Source organism: Kitasatospora sp. NBC_01560 (assembly GCF_045208415.1).
Classification (GTDB): Bacteria; Actinomycetota; Actinomycetes; order Streptomycetales; family Streptomycetaceae; genus Kitasatospora.
Window position 1 is genome coordinate 8,801,725 of sequence record NZ_CP109364.1, and the last position, 22,446, is coordinate 8,824,170.

Consider the following 22,446-nt stretch of genomic DNA (forward strand, 5'->3'; position numbering starts at 1 on the left):
GAGCGCCGATGGCCCTACGCTCGCGGGATGGACGGATGGGTGGGGGCCTGGACGGGCGGTCGGCGGGCCGTGCACCTGGGCAACGTGGCCGACTTCAACGAACAGTTCTTCGCCGCGGGAACGGACGCCGCGCAGCGGGCCCGGCGGCTGCGGCAGGCGCACCACTACGCCGGCATGGCCACCTGCTACAGCCCCGAGCCGGCCCTGCTGGTGCTGCCGGCCGAGGTCGACCGGGCCTGGATCGACTGGCTCACCCGGGAGTTGGACTGGGGGCCGGTCGAGCTCCACAGCGGGATCGCGCCGGCGGAGACCCTCGCCCAGGCGCTGGCCGCCCGTCCGGCCCTTACCGCGCGGATCGCGGACGGATCCGCGCCGGTGGTGGCCTGGGGCCGGACGCCCGACCGGGGCGAGGGGGCGGCGCTGGCGGCGGTCCGCCGCTACGAGTCCAAGGAGGCCGCGCACGGGCTGTTCGCCGAACTGGCCCCGCAGCACCCGGGAGTCGTCGTCCCGCACCAGGAACGGCCCGGCTCGGCGCGCAGCGCCGCCCGCCGGCTCGCCGCCCGGGCCGGCCGGGGCCTGACCACGGTGGTGAAGAGCCCGTACGGCGTCGGCGGCCACGGCACCGTCGTGGTGACGCCGCACCAGCTGCTCGCGGCCGGCGGCGCCCGGGCCCTGCTGCGCCGGCTGGTGCGCGACGAACTGCTGCCGGCGGGTGAGCCGCTGTTGCTGGAGGAGTACGTCGACGGCGGCCGGGGCGGCCGGCTGCGCGACCTCACCTTCGACGCGGTGATCGGCGAGGACGGGCGCGTGCACCCGGTCGGCGTCGGCGAGATGGCGGTGGACGGCACCCGGTACCAGGGCGTGACGGTCGGTCCCGGAGTGGTGCCGCCCGGCGCGGCGGCGGCCGCCGCGCGGTTCGGGCTCGCCGTCGGCGAGCGCCTCGCCGCGGAGGGCCACCGCGGCTGGTACGACGTCGACTTCGTCACCGACCGGGAGCGGAGGCTCGCGCCCACCGAAACCAATCTGCGGCTCACCGGGCCGGCCGTCGCCTTTGTGCTGAAGGCCCGGCTCGACCACGTCCGCGGCCCGGGCCACCTCGTCCGCACCCTGGACGGGATGCCGCTCGGTGCCCGGCTCCCGCAGGAGGCGCTGTACGACCACCTGGAGCGGCTCCGGCCGCGCTGCGCCCGGCTGGGCGTGATGCTGCTGCCGCTGGTGGTGACGGCCGGCTACGAACCGGAGCCGGCCGTCGGCCTGGCCCTCGCCGTGTACGGCGCCGGCGAGCGGGACGCGCCGCCGGAGCGCCTTCGGGCCCGAACGGGCGGCGAGGCCCCGGATCCGGCCCGGGCCGCGGAGGCGGTGCAGGCCCTGGACGCCGCCGAAGCGCTGGTCGGGGCGGCCAACGAGGGGCTGGGCCGGATGTTCGAGGCCCTGCGCTGACGCCGCCCCGCCACCGCTGCCCCGCCACTACGGCCCGTCAGCGCCGGGCAGCACCGCCGGGCACCACCGCCGCCCCGCCGCGACCTTGCGCCGAGGCCGCCCGCCCGTCACCCCGCCCGTCACCCCACCCCGCCGCCGCGCGGCGGGCCGTCACTTCCGTCCGGCCGACGGGCGCCAGACCAGGAAGCGGACCAGGACCGCGGCGGCGACCATCAGCGCGACGTTGAACACGTAGACCAGCGCCACCTGCCGCGGCCAGTCCGTCGCCGACGCGGTCCGGTACAGGTTGTCCTGCGGCCACCAGGCGGCCAGCAGCCAGAACACGGACACGGTCGCGGCGACGGAGAGCCCGATCGGCCGGCCGTGCCGGGCGATCACGGCCGGGCCCGCCAGGAGGAAGGCCACGCCCAGGCCGAACGAGAGCCACTCGAAGACGTACAGGACGTGGAACCAGAAGGCGTAGCGGTCGGGCACGGCCGAGAGGTCGGTGGAGCCCGGCCAGAAGGTGTCGGTCAGCAGCCAGGCGAGGACGGCGAACGGCAGGGCCAGGAGCAGCCACCCGCAGCCGAGGCCGGTCGCCGGCGCCGCGCCAGGGCGGCCCGCACCCGCCTTGCCGCCGCCCTTGCGCCCGGCCCGGCCGCCCTTCCCGCCCGCCGCACCGGCGGAGAAGTAGTCGCGCGGGGCCGGCAGCGGCAGGGCGGAGCGGTCCAGCTTGCCGGCCCGGGTGCGGGGGAGGGCCGGCAGCGGCACCACGGCGGCGGGCGCCTGACCGGTCGGCAGTTCCTCCGTCAGTCGGGCGGAGAGCGTCCAGGCGTCCGCCCCCTCGGCGCCGGGCGTCGTCACCGCGTAGCCGACCAGCGTCGGGCGCCCCGGCTCAGGCTCGACCTCCGCGACGGCGGCCTCCCGGACGGCCGGGTGGCTGCGCAGCACGCCCTCCGCGTGCGCGGCGCGGGCGACCCGCCGCACCACGTCGGGGGTCCGGACGGAGTCGACGGGCCCGACCACCGCCTCGGCCCGGGCGGTGAACTCCAGGACGCCGTCGGCCCGGACCCGGCCGAGGTCCCCGGTGAGCAGCACCCGGCCGTCCGGGTCGAAGGGCGCGGGGACGAACCGCCGCGCCGTCTCCTCCGGCCGGTTCAGGTAGCCGCGGCCCAGGCCGGGCCCGGCGACGGCGATCTCGCCGACCTTCCCGGCCGGCACCGGGGCGCCGTCCGGCCCGAGTACGTGCACCCGGGCACCGGGGAACGGCGTGCCGACCAGGGACACCCGCTCGCTCAGCTCGCCGCCCGCCGAGCCGGCGGCGTCGAAGCAGGTGGAGTCCACGGACGCCTCGGCGAGGCCGTAGACGTTCAGGACCCGGGTGCCGCCGCCCTTCCCGAGGTCCGCGCCCGGCGCGGCCGTGTCCCGGTTCAGCAGCCGCTGCAGGCCGAGCTGTTCGTCCAGGTACCACTTCTCCGCCCCGACCGTGAGCAGTCGTACGCCCGGCAGTCCGGTGCCGGAGGCGGCCAGGTGGTCGTGGAGCCGGCGTGCGGTGCGGACGTTCAGCTCCAGGACGGTGATCCGCTCGGCGGCCACCAGGGCGGGCAGATCGGCGATGTCGGCGGTGCGGTCCAGGGTGAGGTTGCGCGGCGCGACGACCAGGGTGGCGCCGCTGCACAGCGCGCGCACCCAGTCGGCGGTGAAGACGTCGAACTCCAGGCTCGCCGTCTGCAGGATCCGGTCGGCGGGCGAGAGGCGGTACACCTCGGACCAGCCCCGGTGGGCGGCCAGCAGATTGCGGTGCTCGATCAGCGCCCCCCGGGGCAGGCCGGTGGAGCCGGAGGTGAAGAAGACGCAGGCGAGGTCCGCCGGGCCGGTGACCACCGCCGGGGCACCGGCGGGCAGCGCCGCGATCGCTCCGGCCGCCGAGTCCGGGCAGACCACCGGCCGCCCGCCGGCATCCGTCAGCCGCACCCGGTGGGCCTCCTCGGTCACCACCAGGGCCGGGGCGGCGTCCGCCAGGACGTGCCGCAGCAGCGCGTCGGGGGCGCCCGGCTCCAGCGGGACGTACGCGGCGCCCGCCTTCAGCACCGCGAGCAGCGCGACGAACACCTCGGTGCCCCGGCCGAGGGCGACGGCCGCGCGGTCACCGGGCCGCAGCCCCTGCGCGACCAGGTGGTGGGCCAGCCGGTCGGCCCGCGCGTCCAGCTCACCGTACGTCAGCTCCCGGGCGCCGCAGCGGACGGCGACGGCCTCGGGCGAGCGCCACGCGTGGTCCTCGAACCTCCCGTGCAGCGTGCCGGCCCGCCCTGCCGGCCCGGTACCCAGGCTGTCCGGCTCCGCGCCCCGTACCGGCGGTTCCGCGCCCCGCACCGCCGGCTCGGCGTCTCCTGCCACCTGCTCCCCGTCCCACCCCATGCGTCCAGCCCCCTTCGTCCCGCGGTTCTCCCCGATCGTGCCGCCGATCGCCGACCGGCGACAGGGCGTGCGCGGTACCAAAGCGGTTGCGCCCCCGCTGTCTGGCGACACCCGCGCCCGGAGCAGCCCGCCCCGACCCCACCCACCCCGACCCGACCGGTCGCGGTCGGCGTCCACGACGCGGACGGCCCGGCCGCCACCCCGCCAACGGTTGTACTCTGCACGCGGACGGTCGCCGCCGGCGCGCCCGGGGCGGTGCCGTACCCGCACCCCTGCCCGGCGCCGACCCCCGGAGGACCGCCCCGCCATGAGCACGTCCGACCCGCTGCCCGCCGATCTGCCGTCCGCCGATCTGCCGTTCACCGGCTCCGCCCCCGCGGACCCGCCGGCCGCCGCCCCGGCCGACCCCCTGGCCCGCGGTCCGCTGCTGCGCACCCGGGACGTCGACGTCGTCCGCGACGGCCGGCACCTGCTGCGCGGCATCACGCTCACCATCGAGCCCGGGCAGCACTGGGCGCTGCTCGGCGCCAACGGGGCGGGCAAGTCCACCCTGCTCGGGCTGCTCGGCGCCGTCTCCCACCCCACCCGCGGCGAGGTGGACGTGCTGGGCCGCCGGCTCGGCCGGGTCGACATCCGCGAGCTGCGCGGCCACCTCGGCCACGTCAACCCGCGGCACCCGCTGCGCTCGCCGCTGACCGTGCGCGAGGTGGTGCTCACCGGCGCCGGCAACACCATCGAGCCGGACCTGAACCGCAAGCCCACCCCCGAGGAGCTGGACCGGGCCGGGCAGCTGATCGAGACGCTGGGCATGGCCGCGATGGCGGAGTCCCCCTGGACGACGCTCTCGCAGGGTGAGCGAGGCCGCGCCCTGATCGCCCGGGCGCTCATGCCCAGCCCCCGGTTGCTGCTGCTCGACGAGCCGGCCACCGGGCTCGACCTCACCGCCCGTGAGCTGCTGCTGGACAGCCTGGATCTGCTGCGCCATCAGCATCCGGAGCTGGCCAGTGTGCTGGTGACGCACCACCTGGAGGAGCTGCCGGAGAGCACCACCCACGCGCTGCTGCTGCGCGACGGCGAGTGCGTGGCCGCCGGCCCGGTGGACGAGGTGATGACCACGGAGCTGATCAGCGCCTGCTTCGGGCACCCGATCCGGATCAGCCGTCACGAGGGCCGCTGGACCGCCCGCGCCGCCGCCCGTCGGGCACCGCGGGACTGACACCCCCCGTCGGACGGGAGCCACCCCCCGCCCGGGGAGTGTCAGGCCCGGACCCGGCCGCCTCACCGCCCCGCCGCCGCCCCGCCCCCTCCGTTCCGCAGCCGTGTCCGTACGGTGAGACCCGGGCTTGACATCGGGGCCGGCCGCAGGTGGCGGGCGGTCGGCCGGCGTGCGGCGGCCCACCCCGCCGTTCGGCGGGGGCTGTGGCCGGAAATGGTCGGTGGGCTGACGACACCGGGAGGCCAAGGCCGCCCCCCACCTGCGCGGATCGCAAGCGGGGGGCGGTGTAGACGGCGAAATCAGATATCCCTAAGGTATGCCTTAGCTAAGTGGGTGGGGATGCCGGACGAGTCCGGTTCTCACACCTGTGCTCAGCCCTGCCCTCGTTCGCCCTGCCTGCCCGCTGGAGCCTTCATGTCCGCCCGTCGTTCCACCGCAGCCATGCTGCTCACCCTCGCTGTGGCGACCGCCGCGCTGGCCGGCTGCTCGCAGAAGAAGGACGACAAGGCCTCCGCCGACGCCGTGAAGGTGAACGCGACCGACACCGCGTGCGAGGTCTCCAAGACCAGCTTCCCGGCCGGTCACGTCGTGATCGACATCACCAACAAGGGCTCGAAGACCACCGAGGTCTACGTCTACGGCGACGGTGACAAGATCATCACTGAGCGCGAGAACATCGGCCCCGGCACCAAGGCCAGCATCAACGCCGAGATCAAGGCCGGCTCCTACGAGGTCGCCTGCAAGCCGGGCATGGTCGGCGACGGCATCCGCCAGAAGATCACCGTCACCGGTGACGCCTCCGGCTCCGCCGCCGCGACCGACCCGCGTCTGGCCGCCGCCGTCGACTCCTACCGCAAGTACGCCCAGGAGCAGGCCGACGCCACCATCCCGGCCGTCGAGGCCTTCGTCGCCGCGATCAAGTCGGGTGACCTGGAGAAGGCCAAGTCGCTGTACGCGCCGTCGCGCGCCGGCTGGGAGCGCACCGAGCCGGTCGCCGAGAGCTTCGGTGACGTCGACCCGAAGACCGACACCCGCGAGGACAAGCTGGAGGCCGGCCAGGAGTGGACGGGCTGGCACAAGCTGGAGAAGTCGCTCTGGGCCGACGCCAAGATCGGTGACGACGAGAAGAAGCTCGCCGACCAGCTGGTGGCCGACCTGAAGGACTGGCAGAAGAAGATCCCCGAGGCGGAGATCACCGCGACCAGCATGGCCAACGGTGCCAAGGAACTGCTGGACGAGGTCGCCACCAACAAGATCACCGGCGAGGAGGACCGTTACAGCCACACGGACCTCGCCGACTTCGTCGCCAACGTCGAGGGGGCGCAGAAGGCCTACGAGCTGCTGAAGCCGGTCGCCGCGGAGAAGGACGCCGCCCTCGCCACCACGCTGGACGGCGAGTTCGCGTCCATCCAGACCCTGCTCGCCAAGTACAAGCAGACCGACGGCACCTACACCTCCTACGACAAGGTCACCGAGGCCGAGCGCAAGACCTTCTCGGACGCGGTGAACTCGCTCGGCGAGCCGCTGTCGAAGCTGGCCGCCGCGGTGGTCGTCAAGTAGTCCCGGCCGGCCGCCCTCCCCGGGCGGCCGGGCACAGCGCACCACCCACCACCACACCGCCGTGGCGGCCCGAGCGGCCGCCACGGCATCCGTGAGTTCAGTACAGAGAAGGGCCGCCCGCCGATGGACGCCGAGAACGAGCAGCAGACCGGGACCCCGGCCGGCACCGACGCCGGCACCGCTGCCCCCGCCACCGTCACCGACGCCGGGCAGGACGGCTCCGGCCGCAGCCCGCTGAGCCGGCGCGCCGTCATCGGCTGGGCCGGAGCCGGGGTCGCCCTCGGCGCCGCGGGCGTCGGCTCGGTCGCCGCCGCCACCCGGCAGGACGACCCGGCCCCGGCCCAGGCCCCCGCCGCCGCGGACATCCCCTTCTTCGGCGAGAACCAGTCCGGCATCTCCACCCCCGTCCAGGACCGGCTGCACTTCGCCTCCTTCGACGTCTCGGCGACCGCCACCCGCGAGTCGCTGGTGAAGATGCTCAAGGAGTGGACCAAGGCCGCCGCCGCGATGACCGGCGGCCGCGAGGTCGGCAGCGGCGCCGCGAGCGGCCTGCCCGAGGCGCCCCCGGACGACACGGGCGAGGCCCTCGGCCTGCCGGCCTGCCGGCTCACCCTCACCATCGGCTTCGGCCCGTCGCTGTTCGAGAAGGACGGCGTGGACCGCTTCGGCCTCAAGGCCAAGCGCCCCGAGGCCCTGATCGACCTGCCGAACTTCAAGGGCGACAAGCTCGACCCGCAGCGCAGCGGCGGCGACCTCTGCATCCAGGCCTGTGCCGACGACCCGCAGGTCGCGGTGCACGCGATCCGCAACCTGGCCCGGATCGGCATGGGCACGGTCAACATCCGCTGGTCGCAGCTGGGCTTCGGCAAGACGTCCTCCACCACCCCGGACGCCCAGACGCCGCGCAACATGATGGGCTTCAAGGACGGCACCCACAACATCGCCGGCACCGACACCGCGAAGCTCGCGGACCACGTCTGGGTCGGCCCGGGCGAGGGCCCGGAGTGGATGACCGGCGGCTCCTACCTGGTGGCCCGCCGGATCCGGATGCACATCGAGACCTGGGACCGCACCTCGCTCAAGGAGCAGGAGGACGTCTTCGGCCGCACGAAGGGCGAGGGCGCCCCGTACGGCAAGCCGAAGGAGCACGACGCGCCGGACCTCAAGGCGATGCCCGAGGACTCGCACGTGCGGCTGGCCCACCCGGACACCAACAACGGCCTGATGATCCTGCGCCGCGGCTTCTCCTTCACCGACGGCACCGACGGCCTGGGCCGTCTCGACGCCGGTCTCTTCTTCCTCGCCTACCAGCGCGACAGCCGCAAGGCGTTCGTCCCGCTGCAGCAGCGCCTCGCGTCCAGCGACAAGCTCAACGAGTACATCCAGCACGTCGGCTCCGCCCACTTCGCCTGCCCGGCGGGCGTCCGCAAGCCCGGCGAGTGGTGGGGCCAGGCCCTGTTCGGCTGACCCTCCGCCACCACCCGCACGTACCACCTCTTCACCCCACAGGAGCCAGCGTGTTCGGCAACTACCTGATCGGCCTGCGCGAAGGACTCGAAGCCAGCCTCGTCGTCTGCATCCTGATCGCCTATCTGGTCAAGACCGACCGCAAGGACAAGCTCCCGCCGGTCTGGGCGGGCGTCGCGGCGGCGGTCGTCCTGAGCATGGCCTTCGGCGCCGTGCTGCAGTACGGCTCGACCCAGCTGACCTTCGAGGCGCAGGAGGCGCTCGGCGGCTCGCTGTCGGTCATCTCCGTCGGTCTGGTCACCTGGATGGTGTTCTGGATGCGGCGCACCGCCCGCCACCTGAAGGCCGAACTGCACGGGAAGCTGGACGCCGCCCTCGCGATGGGGACGTTCGCGCTGGTGATCACCGCCTTCCTGGCCGTCGGCCGGGAGGGCCTGGAGACGGCGCTGTTCATCTGGTCGGCGGTGCAGGCCACCAATGACGGCTACAACCCGATCATCGGCGCGGCGCTGGGCCTGCTCACCTCGGTGGTGCTCGGCTGGCTCTTCTACCGCGGCGCGCTGAAGATCAACCTCGCCAAGTTCTTCACCTGGACCGGCGCCATGCTCGTCGTCGTCGCCGCCGGCGTGCTGGCTTACGGCGTGCACGACCTCCAGGAGGCCGGCTGGCTCGGCGGCCTGCACGACGTGGCCTTCGACATCAGCAGCACCATCCCGAAGGACAGCTGGTACGGCACCCTGCTCAAGGGCGTGTTCAACTTCCAGCCGGACCCGACGGTGCTCCAGCTCGTCGTCTGGCTCGCGTACCTGCTGCCGACCCTGGCGATCTTCCTCGGCCTCTTCGGCGGCCGACCGGCCAAGCCGGTCGTGCCGAAGGCGGACGCCGCCGGAACGGCCGCCTGAGCCCCCGCAGGCGCACGGCACAGCACCGCACAGCAGCACCTCGCACCGCCCCGTCCGGCCACCGCCGGGCGGGGCGGTGCCGCTGTGTCAGTGGAAGAAGCCGTACGGGCTGAAGAGGAAGACGACGAAGCCGATCAGGCCGACGCCGGTCATCACCCACCGGGCCGGTGAGTGCTCCTGCCGCAGGTACTGCGCCTCGTGCGACTCCGACAGGTGCCGCTCGGCCTTGCCGCGGGCACCGATCGCCGACCACTTGCGGTAGCCGCAGGAGTCGCAGACCACCTGCTCGTAGTCGTTGTTCCGCATGACGATCCGCACGACGTGCTGGTGGCCGTCCGGGCCCTCACCCGTGATCCTGCTCCGCTCCATCGCCCCACCCCTGTCCTTCCCCCGTGCGGCCGACCCGGCCGACCCGGCCATCCTCGCACGCAGCGCCGACAGCCCGGCCGTTCCGCCCGGCACTCCGCCCGCCCGCCGAGCCCGCCCGCCGAGCCCGCCCGCCGAGCCCGCCCGCCGAGCCCGCCCGCCGAGCCCGCCCGCCGAGCCCGACCGCCCCGGCCCGGCCCGGGTCAGCGGGCGGGCAGCGGGACGGTGATCACCGGCGAAGGCGCATGATGGATCATGCCGTGGGCGACCGACCCGAGGTGCAGACCGGTGAACCCGCCCTCCCCGTGCCGGCCGACCACCACCGCCAGCGCCTGCCCGGCGGCGGCCGAGAGCGCCTCGACCGGGTGGCCGCGCAGCACCTCGTGGGTGAGCGGCACGTCGGGGAAGTCCGCGGACAACCCGGCGGTGCTCTCCCGGAGGGACCGCCCGAGCTCCACCAGGACGGACTGCTCGTCGACGGGGATCAGCCACGGCGGCCGCCAGACCTGCACGACCCGCAGGGACGCCCCGTGCCGGGCCGCCAGGTCCAGGGCGAACGCCACGGCCGGGACGGCGTCCGGGCTGCCGTCGCTGCCGGCGACGACCTCGCGTCCGCCCTCGGGGGCCGGCGGCCCCTCCGCCCGCACCACGGCGACCGGGCAGTGGCTCCGGGCGGACACCGGCACGACCACCGAGTAGGTGCTCAGCATCTCGTCCCACCGCTTCAGCGCGCGCGAGCCGACCACGACGAGCTGAGCCTCCTCCGACTCCCGGCACAGCGCCGGGGCCGGGTGCTCGCCCACCAGGTGGGTGCTCAGCTCCAGACCGGGGTGGTGGTCGCGGGCCAGCGCCGAGGCCTCGTCGAGTGCCTCCTCGCCCCGCTGCCGCAGGCGCCGGTGGTGGTCGGACTCCTCGAACCCCCGGAGGTTCACCTCCATGGGGAGGACGGCGTGCACCATCCGCAGCGGCACCCCACGCAGCCCGGCCTCCGCCGCGGCCCAGAGGACGGCGGCGGAGCGGGGGGCCGAGGCGTCGATCCCCAGGACGACCGGGCGGCGCCGGTTGCTGGAAGCCATGGATCCTCCTCCCGGCAGGGCCGTCCGGCCCGGTCGGTTCGTCACCTCCAGCGTAGGGCCGGGGCCTGCGCCGGGCTCAGCGTCCCGGTGGAGGCCGCGCCACCGGGGGTCAGCGCGCGTCGCCCACGCGGCCCGCCGGGGCCCGGCGGCCGGCCCGGCCTCCCGCCGTCATCGCCCAGGCGGCCGGGACCGTCACGGCGAGCAGTGCCCCGGCCGCCGCCAGCGCGTGCTGCGCGGCGGGAGCGGCGGCCTGCCCGGAGCCGGCACCGGTCAGGTAGACGCCGCCGACGACGGCGACGCCGAGCGTGCCGCCGAGCTGCTGGACGGCGTTGAGGAGCCCCGCCGCCGAGCCGGTCTCCTGCGGGCGGACGCCGCGCAGCGCGGCGGTGAAGAACGGCGGGGTGAACAGGCCCACGCCGAGGCCGGCCAGGGCGAGGGCGAACGGCAGACCTGGCGGGTAGTGGCCGGCGGGCGCGGCCCGGTAGGCGAGCGCGGCGGCGGCGAGGCCGACGGCCAGGGTGGCGACACCGGCGTGCAGGACGCGGCTGCCGTACCGGGGGACGAGGCGCGACCCGGCGGCCCAGGAGGCCACGGCCAGGCCGGCCGACCAGGGCAGCAGGGTGAGGCCGGCGGTGAGCGGGCCGGTGTGCAGGCCCAGCTCCAGGTGCAGCACCACGGTGATCATGACGCCGTTCATGACCGCGAAGAACAGGGTGGAGGTGGCCAGGGCGGCGGGGAAGGCACGGCCGCGCAGCAGCGAGGGCTCGACCAGCGGGGAGCGTCCGGCGGCCGCCGCGCGGCGCTGGTGGGCGACGAACCCGGCCAGGACGAGCGCGCCGAGCCCGGCCGCCGCCCACGCGGTGCCGCTCGGCGCGCCGGTGCCGGCGGTGAGCGGGCAGACCAGCAGCGCGGTCCCGGCCATCGCCAGGACGGTGCCGGCCGGGTCGAGGCGGGGGCGTACGGGGGCGCGGTCCTCACGCAGGCGCGGCGCGATGGCCAGGACGGCGGCCGCCGGCACCAGGTTGACCAGGAACACCGCGCGCCAGGAACTGCCGAACAGGTCGGCGTGGGTGAGTACGCCGCCCAGCACGGGCCCGAGCACGGCGGACAGCCCCATCACCGGGCCGATCGTGCCCAGCGCCCGGGGCAGTTCGTCGCCGTCGAACATGGCCCGGATCAGCCCGAACGTCTGCGGGACGATCAGTGCGGCGGCGGCGCCCTGGGCGGCGCGCAGGCCGATGAGGGCGCCACCGGTGGGGGCGAGCGCGCAGGCCAGCGAGGTGAGGGCGAACGCGGCGACGCCGATCCGGAAGACCCGTCGGCGGCCGGCGATGTCGCCGAGGCGGGCGGCGGTGAGCAGGCCCAGGGCGAACGCGAGGGTGTAGGCGGCGCTGTACCAGGGGATCGCGGCGGCCGGGCCGCCCAGGTCGGCGTGGACGACGGGGCCGGCGACCTGCACGATGGTCGCGTCGAGGAGGTTCATGGCCTCGGCGGTGAGCAGGGCCACCAGGGCGACCCACCGGTGCCGGTACGGGGCGGCGGCCAGGTCGGGGCCCGGTTCGCCGAGTCGGGTGGCAGGTCGGGTGGTGGGTCGGGCAGACGCCCGGGTGGTGGGTCGGGCAGACGCCCGGGTGGCGGCCCCGGACCTGTGCTCCGTGGCGGGTGCGGTGGACCGTTCGGTCATGGGATTCCCCCGGGGTGGTGTGGTGTGCGGAGCCTCGGCCGGCCGGGGCGGCCGTCCCGCTGCCCCCTTCCGGTGCCACCACCCTGGCCCGGCCCCCGCAACGACTTCCATCTTTGGCCACCAAAGCGAGGATCTGTTCCGTCCCCGGCGGCTAGATTGCTGAATATGACCGACCTGGACGACCTCGACCGCGGCCTGATCCATGCCCTGCACGTGGACGCGCGCGCCCCGTTCACCCTCGTCGCCGACGTGCTCGGCTGCTCGACCCAGACCGTCGTCCGCCGCTACCGCCGTCTGACCGCCGAATGCGGCCTGCGCGTCGTCGCCCTGCCGAACCCACGCAGCACCCGCGCCCACCAGTGGTTCGTCAGGCTCACCGCCGCCACCCGCACCGCCCACGACATCGCCGTCGCGCTGGCCCGCCGCCCCGACACCTCGTGGGTCCGGCTGACCTCCGGCGGCACCGAGATCGTCGCGATCATCCACACCGCGCCCAGCGGCCCGGACGCGCACTCCCTGCTGCTGCGCGACATCCCGCGGACCGCCGGCATCACCGCGGTCTCCGCGCACTACCTGCTGCACACCTACCTGGGCGGGCCCACGGCCTGGCGGGGCCGGATCGGTGTGCTCACCGCCGAGCAGCAGGACCGGCTGCGCGCCCACGCCGTCCCGGCCGGTCCCGCCGCCGACGACGGCGACCCGTACGTCCTCACCGAGGCCGACCTGCGCCTGCTGGCCGCGCTGCGCGAGGACGCCCGGACCGGCTACGCGGACCTCGCCGCCGCGACCGGCTCCACGCCCGCCACGGCCGCCCGCCGCCTGACCGAACTGCGGGCCCGCGGCGCGCTGTTCTTCGACATCGACGTCGAGCCGGCCGTCCTCGGCGCTCCCGTGTCCGCGCTGTTGTGGATGCAGGTCGCCCCCAGCCGCCTCGACGAGGTCGCCACCACACTGGCCACCCACGACGAACTCGCCGTCGTCGCCGCCACCACCGGGCCCACCAACCTGGTCGCGCACGCCCTGTGCCGGGACGCGGAGGCCCTGCACCACTACCTGACCCGACGCGTCGCCCTGGACGCCATCTCCCGCATCGAGACCGCACCGGTCCTGCGCACCTACAAGGCCGCGGCAACCCTGCGCGGCTGACGGCCCGGCCGTCGCTCGGTCGGGGGCCCCTGACGGCCGCAGCCCCCGACGGCCCGGTCGCCGGGTCGCGGGCCGTCAGGGGCGTTACCGGACAACGGGGTTCACTGCCGGTACGTACTCACCGCCGGAGCTTGTTGTCGGGACTTCATTTCAACGGGGCCGGTCAGCAGCCCATCGGGACGGCCGCCACGGCGCTCTTCCGGGAGGCGCCCGCGGCGACCACTGTCGGCCCGCAGCCCGCCGACTGGTCGGCCGCGTAGAAGCGCAGCGCCGGCCAGGTGCTCGGGCCGACGAAACCGTCGACCTTCAGCACGTGGTGCGACTGGAAGTCGGCGACCGCGGACTGGGTCTTCGGGCCGTAGTAGCCGTCGGCGGTCACGGAGTAGCCGAGGCTCTTCAGCGCACACTGCGCCTCGACCGCCGCGGAGCTGAAGGCGCCGCTGGTCGGGACGGCGCTGTTGCCGTCGTAGTAGCCGTACGTGGCGAAGTGGCCCCAGTAGGCGCCGATCTGCTGGGAGGCGCCCTGGTAGCGCTGGCAGCCGTACACGGTGGCCGCCGACGCGCCCGTGGCGGTGAGCACGCCGGCCCCGGCGAACAGCGACACGGAAACCGCCACCGCGGCGGCCCTCTTGATGATGCTCATGTTCCTTCTCCGCACATGTCGACAGTCGAACACCCCGGTCACGGGGCTCGCACCACTCTCGACCCTCGCGGCCCACCGGCGACCACCCAACGGGCCGTGGGACGTCCCCACTTGCGGCCACCACGCTGACCAGCGCATTGAGACGCGCCCAGACCGGATCGGAGACACCGTCAGCCGCCCGAACCCCCGCGAGCGACGAGCCCGGTCTCCTTCTCGGAGCTCTGAATTGATCTTCACTGTCCGGTTTCCGCTAGTCTCCGGCGAATGCAAGATACTGATCGATCTTCTGTTCGGCGTCGCCGGGGCGCGACGGTTGCGGGCATTGTCCTCGGCATCGTCACACTGGCCGGTTGCGGTTCGAGTGGTGCCGCTACGAGTCCGGCCGGCGCGCTGGCCCCGGCCGCGGACGTCCCGGGCGCAGCGGTGCCGTCGGCCGCCGCGCCAGCCGCCGCGCCGGTCGCGGCGAGCCCTGCCGCGCGCCCGTCGGCCGCAGCGCTGTCCTTCGACTACCACGCGCTCGGCAAGCTGGAGTACATCGACCAGACGCTCCTCATCGGCAACGACGGAGGGGCGAGCGTGATACCGACCCTGGCCATCACGGCGGTGGACGGTGCCGGGAAGGACCTGCCCGGCGTGCGGGTCACGACCGCCTACGGGAGCGACCGGGGCAGCCTCGTCGTCGAACCCGGAGGGAGTTACGACGTCCTGGCGTTCAGCGGAACCGGCGTCGGCGAGGTCGCCGACGTCAGGGTGGCCGTCAAGGAGCTCGCCCCGGCGGACCTTCCGTCGGGTGTGAGTCCGGTCGACGTGAAGCCGGCGGACGCGTCCGGCCGGCCGCTGAGCAAGTTCGCCGCCTTCGAGCAGGTCGTCCTGACGAACCCGAACGACACGGCGGTGTCGGTCCGCGTCGTCTACCTGGTCTACGACCAGCCGAAGCCCGGCTCGCCCCAGCAGGCGGTCGAGGTGGTCCCGATCGGCGGGCTGACGACGATTCCGGCCGGGGGCACCTCCTCCGTGGCCGTGTCGGGAGAGGCCAGGGCGGCCGTGCAGAAGTACGCGGGCGGTGCGGCCGTCAGCGTCAAGGCCTACTTCTCCCGATAGGGCGTCGCGCGGGGCCGCCCGGGCTCGGCCCCGGCCCCGCGCCATCGCCGACGCGGCGCCGCTCCCGGCGCGGCGCCGTTCCCGGCGCGGCGCCGTTCCCGGCCCGGTGCCGCCGGGAGCCGGGCCGTGGTCGTGGCCGCGCGGACGGTCGGCTGAGCGTCATTCAGAATTTCCCCTCTGGGGTCTACCCGCGTAAACCCCCTGCACGGCATGCTGGTTGCCAGCCCGGGCGGCCCCGCCCGGGGGTTTTCGCCTGCCCTCGCACCGATCCGGCCCCCGCGCCGACCCTGGAGTCCGCATGTCTGCGATACGCATGCCCCGCCGTGCCCTGGCCGCCGCCTCCGGCGCCCTGCTGCTCGCGCTCACCACCCTGGTGGCCGGTGCCGGCAGCGCCCAGGCCGCGCTGCCCACCCCGGTCTCGGCCGCCACCGCCCGCACGTACCTGGCCGCGATCCCGGTGGCCGCGGAGTCCCACGCCGACACCTACGACCGGACGCTGTTCCCGCACTGGATCACCATCGCGGGCACGTGCGACACCCGCGAGACCGTCCTCAAGCGCGACGGCAGCGGCGTGGTGACCAACTCGGCCTGTTCCTCCGTCAGCGGCAGCTGGGTGTCGGCGTACGACAACGCCACCACCACGAACGCCTCGTCGTTCGACATCGACCACCTGGTGCCGCTCGCCGAGGCCTGGCGCTCGGGCGCCTGGGCCTGGAGCACCGACCAGCGCAAGGCCCTCGCCAACGACCTGACCCGCCCGCAGCTGATCGCCGTCTCCGCGAGCTCGAACCGCAGCAAGGGCGACCAGGACCCGGCCACCTGGCTGCCGCAGGCGTCCTACCGCTGCACCTACGCCCGCGCCTGGGTGCAGGTGAAGTACTTCTACGGCCTGAACGTCGACACCGCCGAGAAGAGCGCGCTGACCTCGATCCTCAACGGCTGCTGAGGAATCGTTCCTCCCAGGCGCCGCAGGAACCACAGGCGCCACCGACACCCGGGTGTTGCGTCCCCGGGCGTCGCCTCCCGGGCCGGAGCCCCGGACCGGTACCCGATCCGGTCCGGGGCTCCACCCGTGCTCGCAGTGCCGGGCAGCTCCCGTCAGACGTAGTAGCGCAGCTTCCAGTACTGCGCGTTGCCGCCGTCGCAGTCCCAGATGTACAGCTGGTAGTTCTCGTCGGCGGTGAGGCCCAGCCCGGTGACGCACCGGCCGGACTGCGGGTTGAAGAGCGAGCCGTCGTCCCGCAGCCGCCACTGCTGGGCTCCGGTGCCGTTGCAGGTGTAGATCTGCACGCGGGCGCCGTTGAAGGTCTGGCCGTAGTAGACGTCCAGGCACTTGCCCAGGGCCGTGACGGTGCCGTCGAGGTTCGGGGTCCACGTCTGGGCGGCGCTGCTGTTGCAGGGCTTGGCCGTGACGGGCTCCCAGTCCTGGCCCAGCCCCGACTTCACGCTCACGCACCGGTTCAGGATGCCGACGAGGTAGCCGGGCGCGACCGGCCCGATCGGACCGTCCGGAACGACGGCCGGCGCGTTCGCAGAAGCGTTCACAGGTGCGGAGGCAGGTGCGGGTGCGGGCGCGGCCAGGGCGCCGGTGGGTGCGGCCAGGGCCGCGGCCCCGGCGAGGAGGAGTGTGGCGGTCAGTGTGGTGGTGCGGCGCATCGGATCGTCCTTCCGAAAGCTTGGAATCGGTGTATCCGCTTTCCCTGTCACGTAATTGACGGTGTGACAGATATGCGAAGGCCTCCAGCCTCCGGAGGTCGGGTGGCCACGGTCAAGGGGGCTTTCCGAACGCACCGAAGGGCCGGTGGTGCTCCGGCCACCCCACCGCTGTGGTGGCCGGAGCACCACCGCGGACTCCGACCCGGCCCGCCCGTCCCTCCGGCTACTCGACGGCGACGCCCCAGTGCACCGCGAGGCCGGCCAGCCCGCCTGCCACGGCCGTCCCGTCCGGCGTGAACTGCCAGCCGCCGCCGGTCCGCCGGAAGGCGCCCACGATCAGGGCGGTGTCCGGCACGCCCCCGGTGGCGGCCGCCCAGCGCTCCGGGCCGGAGGTGCCCGGGCCGTGGGCCGTGGTCACGGCCAGCCCGTGCACGTAGCCGAGCGGCAGGGCGGGTGGCTCCTCCTCCTCGGTGGAGACGGCGACCACCACCGAGTCCACGCCCGCCGGCAGCCGGAGCGGGTCCACCGTCAGCTCGGCCGCGCGGACCGGCTCGCCGGACACCGAGCGGGTCGGGTGGAGGCGGACGGCGCCGCCCGGGTCCTGCGGGTTGTTGAAGAACACGAAGTGCTCGTCACCGACCACCTTGCCGCCCGCGCAGAGGAAGGCCGAGACGTCCAGCTCCACCGCGTCCCCGCCGGCGGTCCGGCTCCGCCAGGACACCTGCACGCTGGTCGGGCGGTCGGCGGGCCCGCCGCCGTCGGCCGGTCCGGCGGCGGCGCCCGCGCCCACACCGCCGGTGCCGCCCGCACGGCCGCCGCCGAGGCGCCCGCGCAGGCCCTGCTCGGCGAGCAGCTCGACCAGCTCCGGCCCGCTCACCAGCGTCAGCGGCTTGTTGCGGATGTAGTCGTACGAGCCGGGCCCGAAGCCCGCCGTCGTCACCAGGATGCCCTTGATCGCGCCGTGGTGGCGGACGGTCGAGTCGAGGTCCCGGACGGCGGTGGGGGAGACCGTCGAGCGGTAGCGCTTGGCCTGGATGACGATCCGGCCGCCGGTCACCGGGTCGAGGTCCTCGGCGACCACGTCCACCCCGGCGTCGCCGCTGCGGGCGGTGGTCATCACCCGGAACCCGCGCAGCCGGAAGAGCTCGGCGATCAGCTCCTCGAACTCGATCGGGTCCATCTCGAAGAGGTCCGGCTCGTCCTCGCCGCCCTGCCCGGCCAGGCTGCCGCCGACGGTCTCCGGCAGCCGGTCCGGTCGCACCTCGTCCAGCCGTTCCGGCCGGGCCGAGAGCACCCCGCCCAGCCCCTGGAAGCACTCCACGGCCGCCACCCGGTCCAGCGTCAGCCCGGCGAACTCGCCCCGGTCGACGGTCACCGTCGACAGGAACCGCTCCGCCTCCCGGCCGGTCGCCGGGTCGATGCCGCGCACGAAGCCGTTCAGCACCACCGAGGACAGCAGGCCGTCGGTGTCCGCCCGGAACAGCTCGGTCACCACCCGCAGCGCGCTCTGCGCCAGCACCTCCCGGTACAGCGCCTTGCGCTCGGTGGCCGGGCGGGCGACCTCCGCCTCCCGGTCGTCCGTCTTCACGTACCGCACCCGCGTGCTCGCCGGCACCACCTCCGCGCCCGGCAGCTCCCAGTTGACGACGAGCTGACGGCTCGACGCCTCCCAGGCCGCGACCAGCCGGTGCGGGAACCCCTCCGGCCAGCCCGCCGAGCCGTACAGCACGGCGCTGAAGTACTCCTGCACCGCCTCCGCCTCGCCGCCCCGCAGTCGGCGCAGCAACTCCTGCGTGCCGGCAGCCCGTTCCTCGTCCTGGCGGCGGTGCTGCGCCACCCACTCCAGGTACTGCCCGTGGTACTCGGCGAGCCGCCGCTGCCGGTCCGCCTCGGCCGCCTGCGCCGCATACCAGTCCTGCTCGAACCGGGCCCGCGCCTGTGCCACGTACTGCTCGTACTGGCGCCGGATCGCCGGATTGCGGGCCTGCCCGGGGTCGGGCGGCGGCACCTGGTAGTGCGCCTGGTCCGGCATCGGCACCGGCTCGCCGAGCCGGCCGGGCTCGAAGGCCGGCAGCGTGCGCGGTGCCAGCAGCGCCCGCGGGCTGAACGCCGGCTGCCTCAGCCCGGCCGCCAGCAGCCCCCGCAACTCCTCCACCCGGCCGTCCAGTTCGGCCGTCCGCCGGGCCGCCTCGGTCTCCCGCGACTGCTGGTACGCCCGCAGCGCCTCGCGTTCGCCCCGGGCCTCCGCCCGCTGCGCCTCGCGCGCCTCGCGTTCGAGCCTGCGCTGTTCGGTCGCCAGGGCCCGCCCCCGGGCCTCCTCCCGGCGCTGCTCCTGCCGCTGCGCCTCCGCCCAGATCGCCAGCACCCCGTCGTTCCGCCGCCCCGCCACCGTCCACCCCTTCGTTCCGTGCCCGGGCGGCACCCGCGCGCCGCCTCCCGGCCGCACCGCCCGTCGCGCCCGCCACAATAGAACGTGGACCGGCGGACCGGCGAAGCGCCCATGACCTGCGGCGCTGCGGGCGCGTCAGGCGGGACGGCGGGAGGGGCCCTAGGGTGAAAAGTGGCCGGATCCCACCGGCGGGTTCCGGCCGTCCGGGTCGCGCTCCGCGACCGCCTGCCGGTCCTGGTCGCACGGTCCTGGTCGCACGGTCCGGCGCGAACGGTCCGGCGCGAACAGTCCGGCGCGAACGGCGTGGCCGCCCGCGGTGGCGGCGGGGCGTACCGGGAGCGGCACAGCCCACGGGAGCGAGGTGCGATGGGCCGATCGCCAGGGCGGACGGGGCCCCCGCGCCGCCGGGCCCGCCCGGACGCGGCGGCGGTGCACCGCGCCGTCCGCGTCACGCTGGCCGCGTGCATCGGCTTCTACACCTTCCGCTACGGCCTGCACAGCCCGGTGTCGGCCACCTACGCGCTGTTCGGGGCGGTCGCCGTCGGCGTCCTGGCGCGGGTCGAGGGCAGCGCCCGGGCCCGCTCCCGGACGCTGCTGCTGACCCTGCCGTTCGCCTGCGCGCTGGTCTGCCTGGGCACCGCGCTCGCCGTGCACGCCTGGACGGCTGCCCTGGGCATGGTGGGCGTCGGCTTCGCGGTGTCCTTCGGCGCGGTCGGCGGGCCCCGGCTGGTGGGCTTGGCCAACGGGCTGCAGCTCTTCTACATCCTCCCCTGCTTCCCGCCGTTCCGGCCCGACACCCTGCCGCAGCGGCTGGCCGGGGTGGCCGTGGGCCTGTTGCTGCTCGCCGCGGCGGAGCGGCTGCTCTGGCCGGAGCCGGCGCCGCCCGACTACCGGGACCGGCTGGCCCGCGCCGCCTCGGCCCTGGCGGACCTGGCCGACGTGTCCGCGGCCGCGTGCGCGGGGCGGCCCGTCGCGCCGCCCGTCGCGGGAGGGACCCCGCCCGGCCCGGGCCCGCCCGGCGCCGGCCCGCCCGATGCAGCCCCGCCCGGCGCCGGCCCGCCCGGCGAGCGGGCCCGGGCGCTCCTGGACGACCTGCGCTTCTCCCGGATCCCCGTGATGGAACGGCCCGCCTCGGCCGGTGCCGTCGACCGCGCCCTCACCCACTGCGCGATCGCCCTGCACTACACCGGCAGGCAGCTCTACCGGCTCCTCCGGTTCGCCGGTGCCGACCGGCCCAACCCCGGCGCCGCGGTGCTCGCGACGGCCACCGGGCAGGCCCTGCGCGCGGCCGCGGCCGGGGTGCGCGAGGGCGGCCCCGTCCCGGTCACCGGGCCGATCGACCGGGAGCTCGCCACCTTCGACGCGGCGCGCGCCGCCGACGGCGAAGGCCCGGGCAGCACGACGCCGGTCCGGCTGGCGCTCGGCACCGTCGCCCTGGACGCCGCCGAGGGTGCCCGCTTCGTCACCCGGGCGGCGACCGTCAGCCGGCGCGCGCCGCTGCCGCCCGACGGGACACCGGCCGACCAGTGGCCCGGGCCGTTCTGGTACGCCCACGAGCCGGCCCCGCTGCTCTGGTGGCGGCGGTTCCGCGGCAATCTGACGACCCACTCGGTCTTCTTCCGCAACGCCCTGCGCACCGCGCTGGCCCTCGGCGCCGCCCGGCTGGTGGCCGGCGCCTTCGACCTCTCGCACGGCTTCTGGGTGCTGCTGGCCACCCTCACCCTGATGCGCACCAGCGCCACCGACACCCGGATGACCCTGCGCCCGGCCCTGGTCGGCACGGCCGGCGGCGCCGCCGTCACCGCCGCGATGCTGCTCCTGATCCGCGAGCACCCGGTGGTCTACGCGGCCGCCCTTCCGCCGGTCATGCTGCTCGCCTTCGCGGTCGGCCCGGCGCTCGGCCTCGCCTGGGGCCAGGGACTCTTCACCGTCGTGGTCGCCCTGGTCTTCACCCAGCTGGCCCCGGCGAGCTGGCGGCTGGCGGAGGCCCGGCTGGTGAACGTGGCCACCGGCGCGGCGATCGGCATCCTGGCCGGGCTCTGCGCCTGGCCGCGCGGCGGCGGCCAGGACCTGCGGCGCCGGACGGCCGCCCTGCTGGAGGACGGCGCCGAGGCCGTGCGGGAGACGGTGGCGGTGGTGACCGGGACCGGCCCGGCCGGCGGGGCGCTGGCCCGGCTGCGCCGCTCCTCGCTGCTCACCGAGGCGCTGTACGCGCAGTACCGCAGCGAGCGCCACGATCCCGCCGAGGACGGGCCGAACTGGCAGGCCGCGGTGCTCACCGGGCAGCACACCCTGCGCGGCGCCGAACCGCTGCTGGCCAGGATCCCGCCCGGCACCGCGATGCCCGGCCCGGACGGCACGGCGGAGCTGGTGCGCCGGGCGGACGAGGTGGCCGCGGCGTTCCGCCGGGAGGCGGCGGCGCTGCGCGCGCGCGAACCCGCCGGCGCCGGGCAGGACGCACTGGCCCGGGAGCGCGCCGCGCTGTCGGGCGAGCTGATGGCGGCGACGGGCCTGCCCACCGGGGCGGCGGCGCTGCACGCCGTCGACGTCACCGTCTGGCTCACCGGGCTGCTGGACGACCTGGAGCAGGTCCGCGGCCCGGCCGTGCCCGCCCCCGCCCCGCAGGCCTGACCGGCGACCGCCGCGTCCGGCCGCCCCGTCCGGCCGCCCCGTCCGGCCGCCCCGTCCGGCCGCCCCGTCCGACCGGCCCCTCAGCCGTCGGAGCGGACGTCCGCGTACCAGCGCCACTCCGTGCGCGCGGGGCGGCCCGGGAGGGCGGTGCGGCCGGTGGCCCAGAGCAGCGTGGGCCAGGGGCCCGCGGCGTCGGGCGCGACGTCCGGGAAGAGCCGGGCGAGCGTGCGCCGGCAGAGGCCGGCCGGGGGTGCCCACGGCAGCCCGAGGCCCTGGGCGACGTCGTGCAGGTGGACGAGCGTCTCCAGCAGGCTCATCGCGAGGAACCCGGCCGGGTCGCCGAGGCCCCACGGGTGGTAGGCGCGCGTCCCGGGGGCGGCGGTGCGGGCCATCGCGACCATCAGGGCCCCGCTCGCCTCCAGCACCTGGACGAGCCCCGCAGGCCCGGCCGCGCGGTCCGCGAAGACGAAGCTGTTCGGCCCGCCGGGGAAGCGGCGCGTGGTGAGGAACGGGACGTAGCGGTCCTGCGGCGGGGCGGCCGGGCCGAGCTGGGCCGCGTAGGCGAGCAGGTCGTCGGCCAGGTGCTCGACGGTGGCCCAGCAGTCCCAGTCGATCGCCCCGGCGGGCCGCGACCAGTCGGCGTCCGCCGGGGCGGCCCGCAGGGTGTCGGCGGCCAGGCGCACCGCGAGGGCGAGGTCGTCGGCGGTGACGGGGGCGGCGTCGTCGTCGGCGGCGGGGGCGTGGTCCGGCTCCGGAGCTCTGTCGATCATGG

At 75.7% G+C, this 22,446-nt stretch carries 17 protein-coding genes; 9 read left to right on the top strand and 8 right to left on the bottom strand.

Annotation, left to right across the window (positions count from 1 at the left end):
* Positions 1 to 27 precede the first annotated feature (27 nt).
* A complete protein-coding gene (locus OH807_RS37565) occupies positions 28 to 1,440 on the top strand; it encodes a hypothetical protein (RefSeq protein ID WP_406208764.1) in 1,413 nt (470 codons plus the stop codon).
* Positions 1,441 to 1,590: 150 nt separating this feature from the next.
* On the opposite strand, the gene OH807_RS37570 is transcribed toward OH807_RS37565, so the two are convergent.
* Positions 1,591 to 3,837, bottom strand: coding sequence for an amino acid adenylation domain-containing protein (locus OH807_RS37570; protein WP_406208767.1), 2,247 nt, complete (start codon positions 3,835 to 3,837; stop codon positions 1,591 to 1,593).
* 307 nt (positions 3,838 to 4,144) lie between these two features.
* Between OH807_RS37570 and OH807_RS37575 the strand changes: the two genes are divergently transcribed.
* The 4 genes from OH807_RS37575 to efeU all read left to right on the top strand — a co-directional run bounded on the left by OH807_RS37575 (position 4,145) and on the right by efeU (position 8,982).
* The gene (locus OH807_RS37575; protein ID WP_406208770.1) at positions 4,145 to 5,053 is read left to right on the top strand and encodes an ABC transporter ATP-binding protein; all 909 of its coding nucleotides are present in this window, start codon (positions 4,145 to 4,147) and stop codon (positions 5,051 to 5,053) included.
* Positions 5,054 to 5,467: 414 nt separating this feature from the next.
* Entirely contained in the window at positions 5,468 to 6,613 is a 1,146-nt protein-coding gene (efeO, locus tag OH807_RS37580; RefSeq protein WP_406208773.1) for an iron uptake system protein EfeO, read from the top strand.
* 123 nt (positions 6,614 to 6,736) lie between these two features.
* Positions 6,737 to 8,080, top strand: a complete 1,344-nt coding sequence (gene efeB / locus OH807_RS37585) for an iron uptake transporter deferrochelatase/peroxidase subunit (RefSeq protein ID WP_406208776.1) — start codon at positions 6,737 to 6,739, stop codon at positions 8,078 to 8,080.
* 50 nt (positions 8,081 to 8,130) lie between these two features.
* Complete coding sequence (efeU, locus tag OH807_RS37590) at positions 8,131 to 8,982, top strand: iron uptake transporter permease EfeU (RefSeq protein ID WP_406208779.1); 852 nt, start codon at positions 8,131 to 8,133, stop codon at positions 8,980 to 8,982.
* 87 nt (positions 8,983 to 9,069) lie between these two features.
* Here efeU and OH807_RS37595 read toward each other — a convergent pair whose 3' ends face one another.
* The 3 genes from OH807_RS37595 to OH807_RS37605 all read right to left on the bottom strand — a co-directional run bounded on the left by OH807_RS37595 (position 9,070) and on the right by OH807_RS37605 (position 12,108).
* Positions 9,070 to 9,351 (bottom strand): hypothetical protein, encoded by a 282-nt coding sequence (locus OH807_RS37595; protein WP_406208782.1) that lies wholly within the window; start codon positions 9,349 to 9,351, stop codon positions 9,070 to 9,072.
* Between the two features lie 200 nt (positions 9,352 to 9,551).
* On the bottom strand, positions 9,552 to 10,424 hold the full coding sequence (locus OH807_RS37600) for a universal stress protein (protein WP_406208784.1): 873 nt from the start codon (positions 10,422 to 10,424) through the stop codon (positions 9,552 to 9,554).
* Positions 10,425 to 10,533: 109 nt separating this feature from the next.
* Positions 10,534 to 12,108 (bottom strand): MFS transporter, encoded by a 1,575-nt coding sequence (locus OH807_RS37605; protein ID WP_406208787.1) that lies wholly within the window; start codon positions 12,106 to 12,108, stop codon positions 10,534 to 10,536.
* Positions 12,109 to 12,273: 165 nt separating this feature from the next.
* Here OH807_RS37605 and OH807_RS37610 point away from each other — a divergent pair, with 165 nt between their 5' ends.
* Positions 12,274 to 13,254: an Lrp/AsnC family transcriptional regulator gene (locus tag OH807_RS37610; protein ID WP_406208789.1), complete on the top strand. Its 981-nt coding sequence runs from the start codon at positions 12,274 to 12,276 to the stop codon at positions 13,252 to 13,254.
* Positions 13,255 to 13,417: 163 nt separating this feature from the next.
* On the opposite strand, the gene OH807_RS37615 is transcribed toward OH807_RS37610, so the two are convergent.
* Positions 13,418 to 13,897 (bottom strand): peptidoglycan-binding protein, encoded by a 480-nt coding sequence (locus OH807_RS37615; RefSeq protein WP_406208791.1) that lies wholly within the window; start codon positions 13,895 to 13,897, stop codon positions 13,418 to 13,420.
* Between the two features lie 264 nt (positions 13,898 to 14,161).
* On the opposite strand from OH807_RS37615, the gene OH807_RS37620 reads away from it, so the two are divergent.
* Positions 14,162 to 14,998, top strand: a complete 837-nt coding sequence (locus tag OH807_RS37620) for a hypothetical protein (RefSeq protein WP_406208795.1) — start codon at positions 14,162 to 14,164, stop codon at positions 14,996 to 14,998.
* A gap of 298 nt (positions 14,999 to 15,296) precedes the next feature.
* Positions 15,297 to 15,944, top strand: coding sequence for an HNH endonuclease family protein (locus OH807_RS37625; protein ID WP_406208798.1), 648 nt, complete (start codon positions 15,297 to 15,299; stop codon positions 15,942 to 15,944).
* 152 nt (positions 15,945 to 16,096) lie between these two features.
* Here OH807_RS37625 and OH807_RS37630 read toward each other — a convergent pair whose 3' ends face one another.
* Both OH807_RS37630 and OH807_RS37635 read right to left on the bottom strand, forming a co-directional pair.
* On the bottom strand, positions 16,097 to 16,654 hold the full coding sequence (locus OH807_RS37630; protein WP_406208801.1) for a ricin-type beta-trefoil lectin domain protein: 558 nt from the start codon (positions 16,652 to 16,654) through the stop codon (positions 16,097 to 16,099).
* 223 nt (positions 16,655 to 16,877) lie between these two features.
* Entirely contained in the window at positions 16,878 to 19,043 is a 2,166-nt protein-coding gene (locus OH807_RS37635) for a restriction endonuclease (protein ID WP_406208804.1), read from the bottom strand.
* Between the two features lie 366 nt (positions 19,044 to 19,409).
* Here OH807_RS37635 and OH807_RS37640 point away from each other — a divergent pair, with 366 nt between their 5' ends.
* The gene (locus tag OH807_RS37640; protein WP_406208806.1) at positions 19,410 to 21,674 is read left to right on the top strand and encodes an FUSC family protein; all 2,265 of its coding nucleotides are present in this window, start codon (positions 19,410 to 19,412) and stop codon (positions 21,672 to 21,674) included.
* A gap of 80 nt (positions 21,675 to 21,754) precedes the next feature.
* On the opposite strand, the gene OH807_RS37645 is transcribed toward OH807_RS37640, so the two are convergent.
* On the bottom strand, positions 21,755 to 22,444 hold the full coding sequence (locus tag OH807_RS37645; RefSeq protein ID WP_406208809.1) for a maleylpyruvate isomerase N-terminal domain-containing protein: 690 nt from the start codon (positions 22,442 to 22,444) through the stop codon (positions 21,755 to 21,757).
* Positions 22,445 to 22,446 lie beyond the last annotated feature (2 nt).

Bases quoted from the DNA above. Each gene is read 5' to 3' on its own strand.
- OH807_RS37640 (WP_406208806.1), top strand. From the start codon at position 19,410: ATGGGCCGATCGCCAGGGCGGACGGGGCCCCCGCGCCGCCGGGCCCGC.
- OH807_RS37595 (WP_406208782.1), bottom strand. From the start codon at position 9,351: ATGGAGCGGAGCAGGATCACGGGTGAGGGCCCGGACGGCCACCAGCAC.
- OH807_RS37645 (WP_406208809.1), bottom strand. From the start codon at position 22,444: ATGATCGACAGAGCTCCGGAGCCGGACCACGCCCCCGCCGCCGACGAC.
- efeB (WP_406208776.1), top strand. From the start codon at position 6,737: ATGGACGCCGAGAACGAGCAGCAGACCGGGACCCCGGCCGGCACCGAC.
- OH807_RS37620 (WP_406208795.1), top strand. From the start codon at position 14,162: ATGCAAGATACTGATCGATCTTCTGTTCGGCGTCGCCGGGGCGCGACG.
- OH807_RS37605 (WP_406208787.1), bottom strand. From the start codon at position 12,108: ATGACCGAACGGTCCACCGCACCCGCCACGGAGCACAGGTCCGGGGCC.
- OH807_RS37610 (WP_406208789.1), top strand. From the start codon at position 12,274: ATGACCGACCTGGACGACCTCGACCGCGGCCTGATCCATGCCCTGCAC.
- OH807_RS37565 (WP_406208764.1), top strand. From the start codon at position 28: ATGGACGGATGGGTGGGGGCCTGGACGGGCGGTCGGCGGGCCGTGCAC.
- efeO (WP_406208773.1), top strand. From the start codon at position 5,468: ATGTCCGCCCGTCGTTCCACCGCAGCCATGCTGCTCACCCTCGCTGTG.
- OH807_RS37575 (WP_406208770.1), top strand. From the start codon at position 4,145: ATGAGCACGTCCGACCCGCTGCCCGCCGATCTGCCGTCCGCCGATCTG.
- OH807_RS37625 (WP_406208798.1), top strand. From the start codon at position 15,297: ATGTCTGCGATACGCATGCCCCGCCGTGCCCTGGCCGCCGCCTCCGGC.
- OH807_RS37630 (WP_406208801.1), bottom strand. From the start codon at position 16,654: ATGCGCCGCACCACCACACTGACCGCCACACTCCTCCTCGCCGGGGCC.
- OH807_RS37615 (WP_406208791.1), bottom strand. From the start codon at position 13,897: ATGAGCATCATCAAGAGGGCCGCCGCGGTGGCGGTTTCCGTGTCGCTG.
- OH807_RS37600 (WP_406208784.1), bottom strand. From the start codon at position 10,424: ATGGCTTCCAGCAACCGGCGCCGCCCGGTCGTCCTGGGGATCGACGCC.
- OH807_RS37570 (WP_406208767.1), bottom strand. From the start codon at position 3,837: ATGGGGTGGGACGGGGAGCAGGTGGCAGGAGACGCCGAGCCGGCGGTG.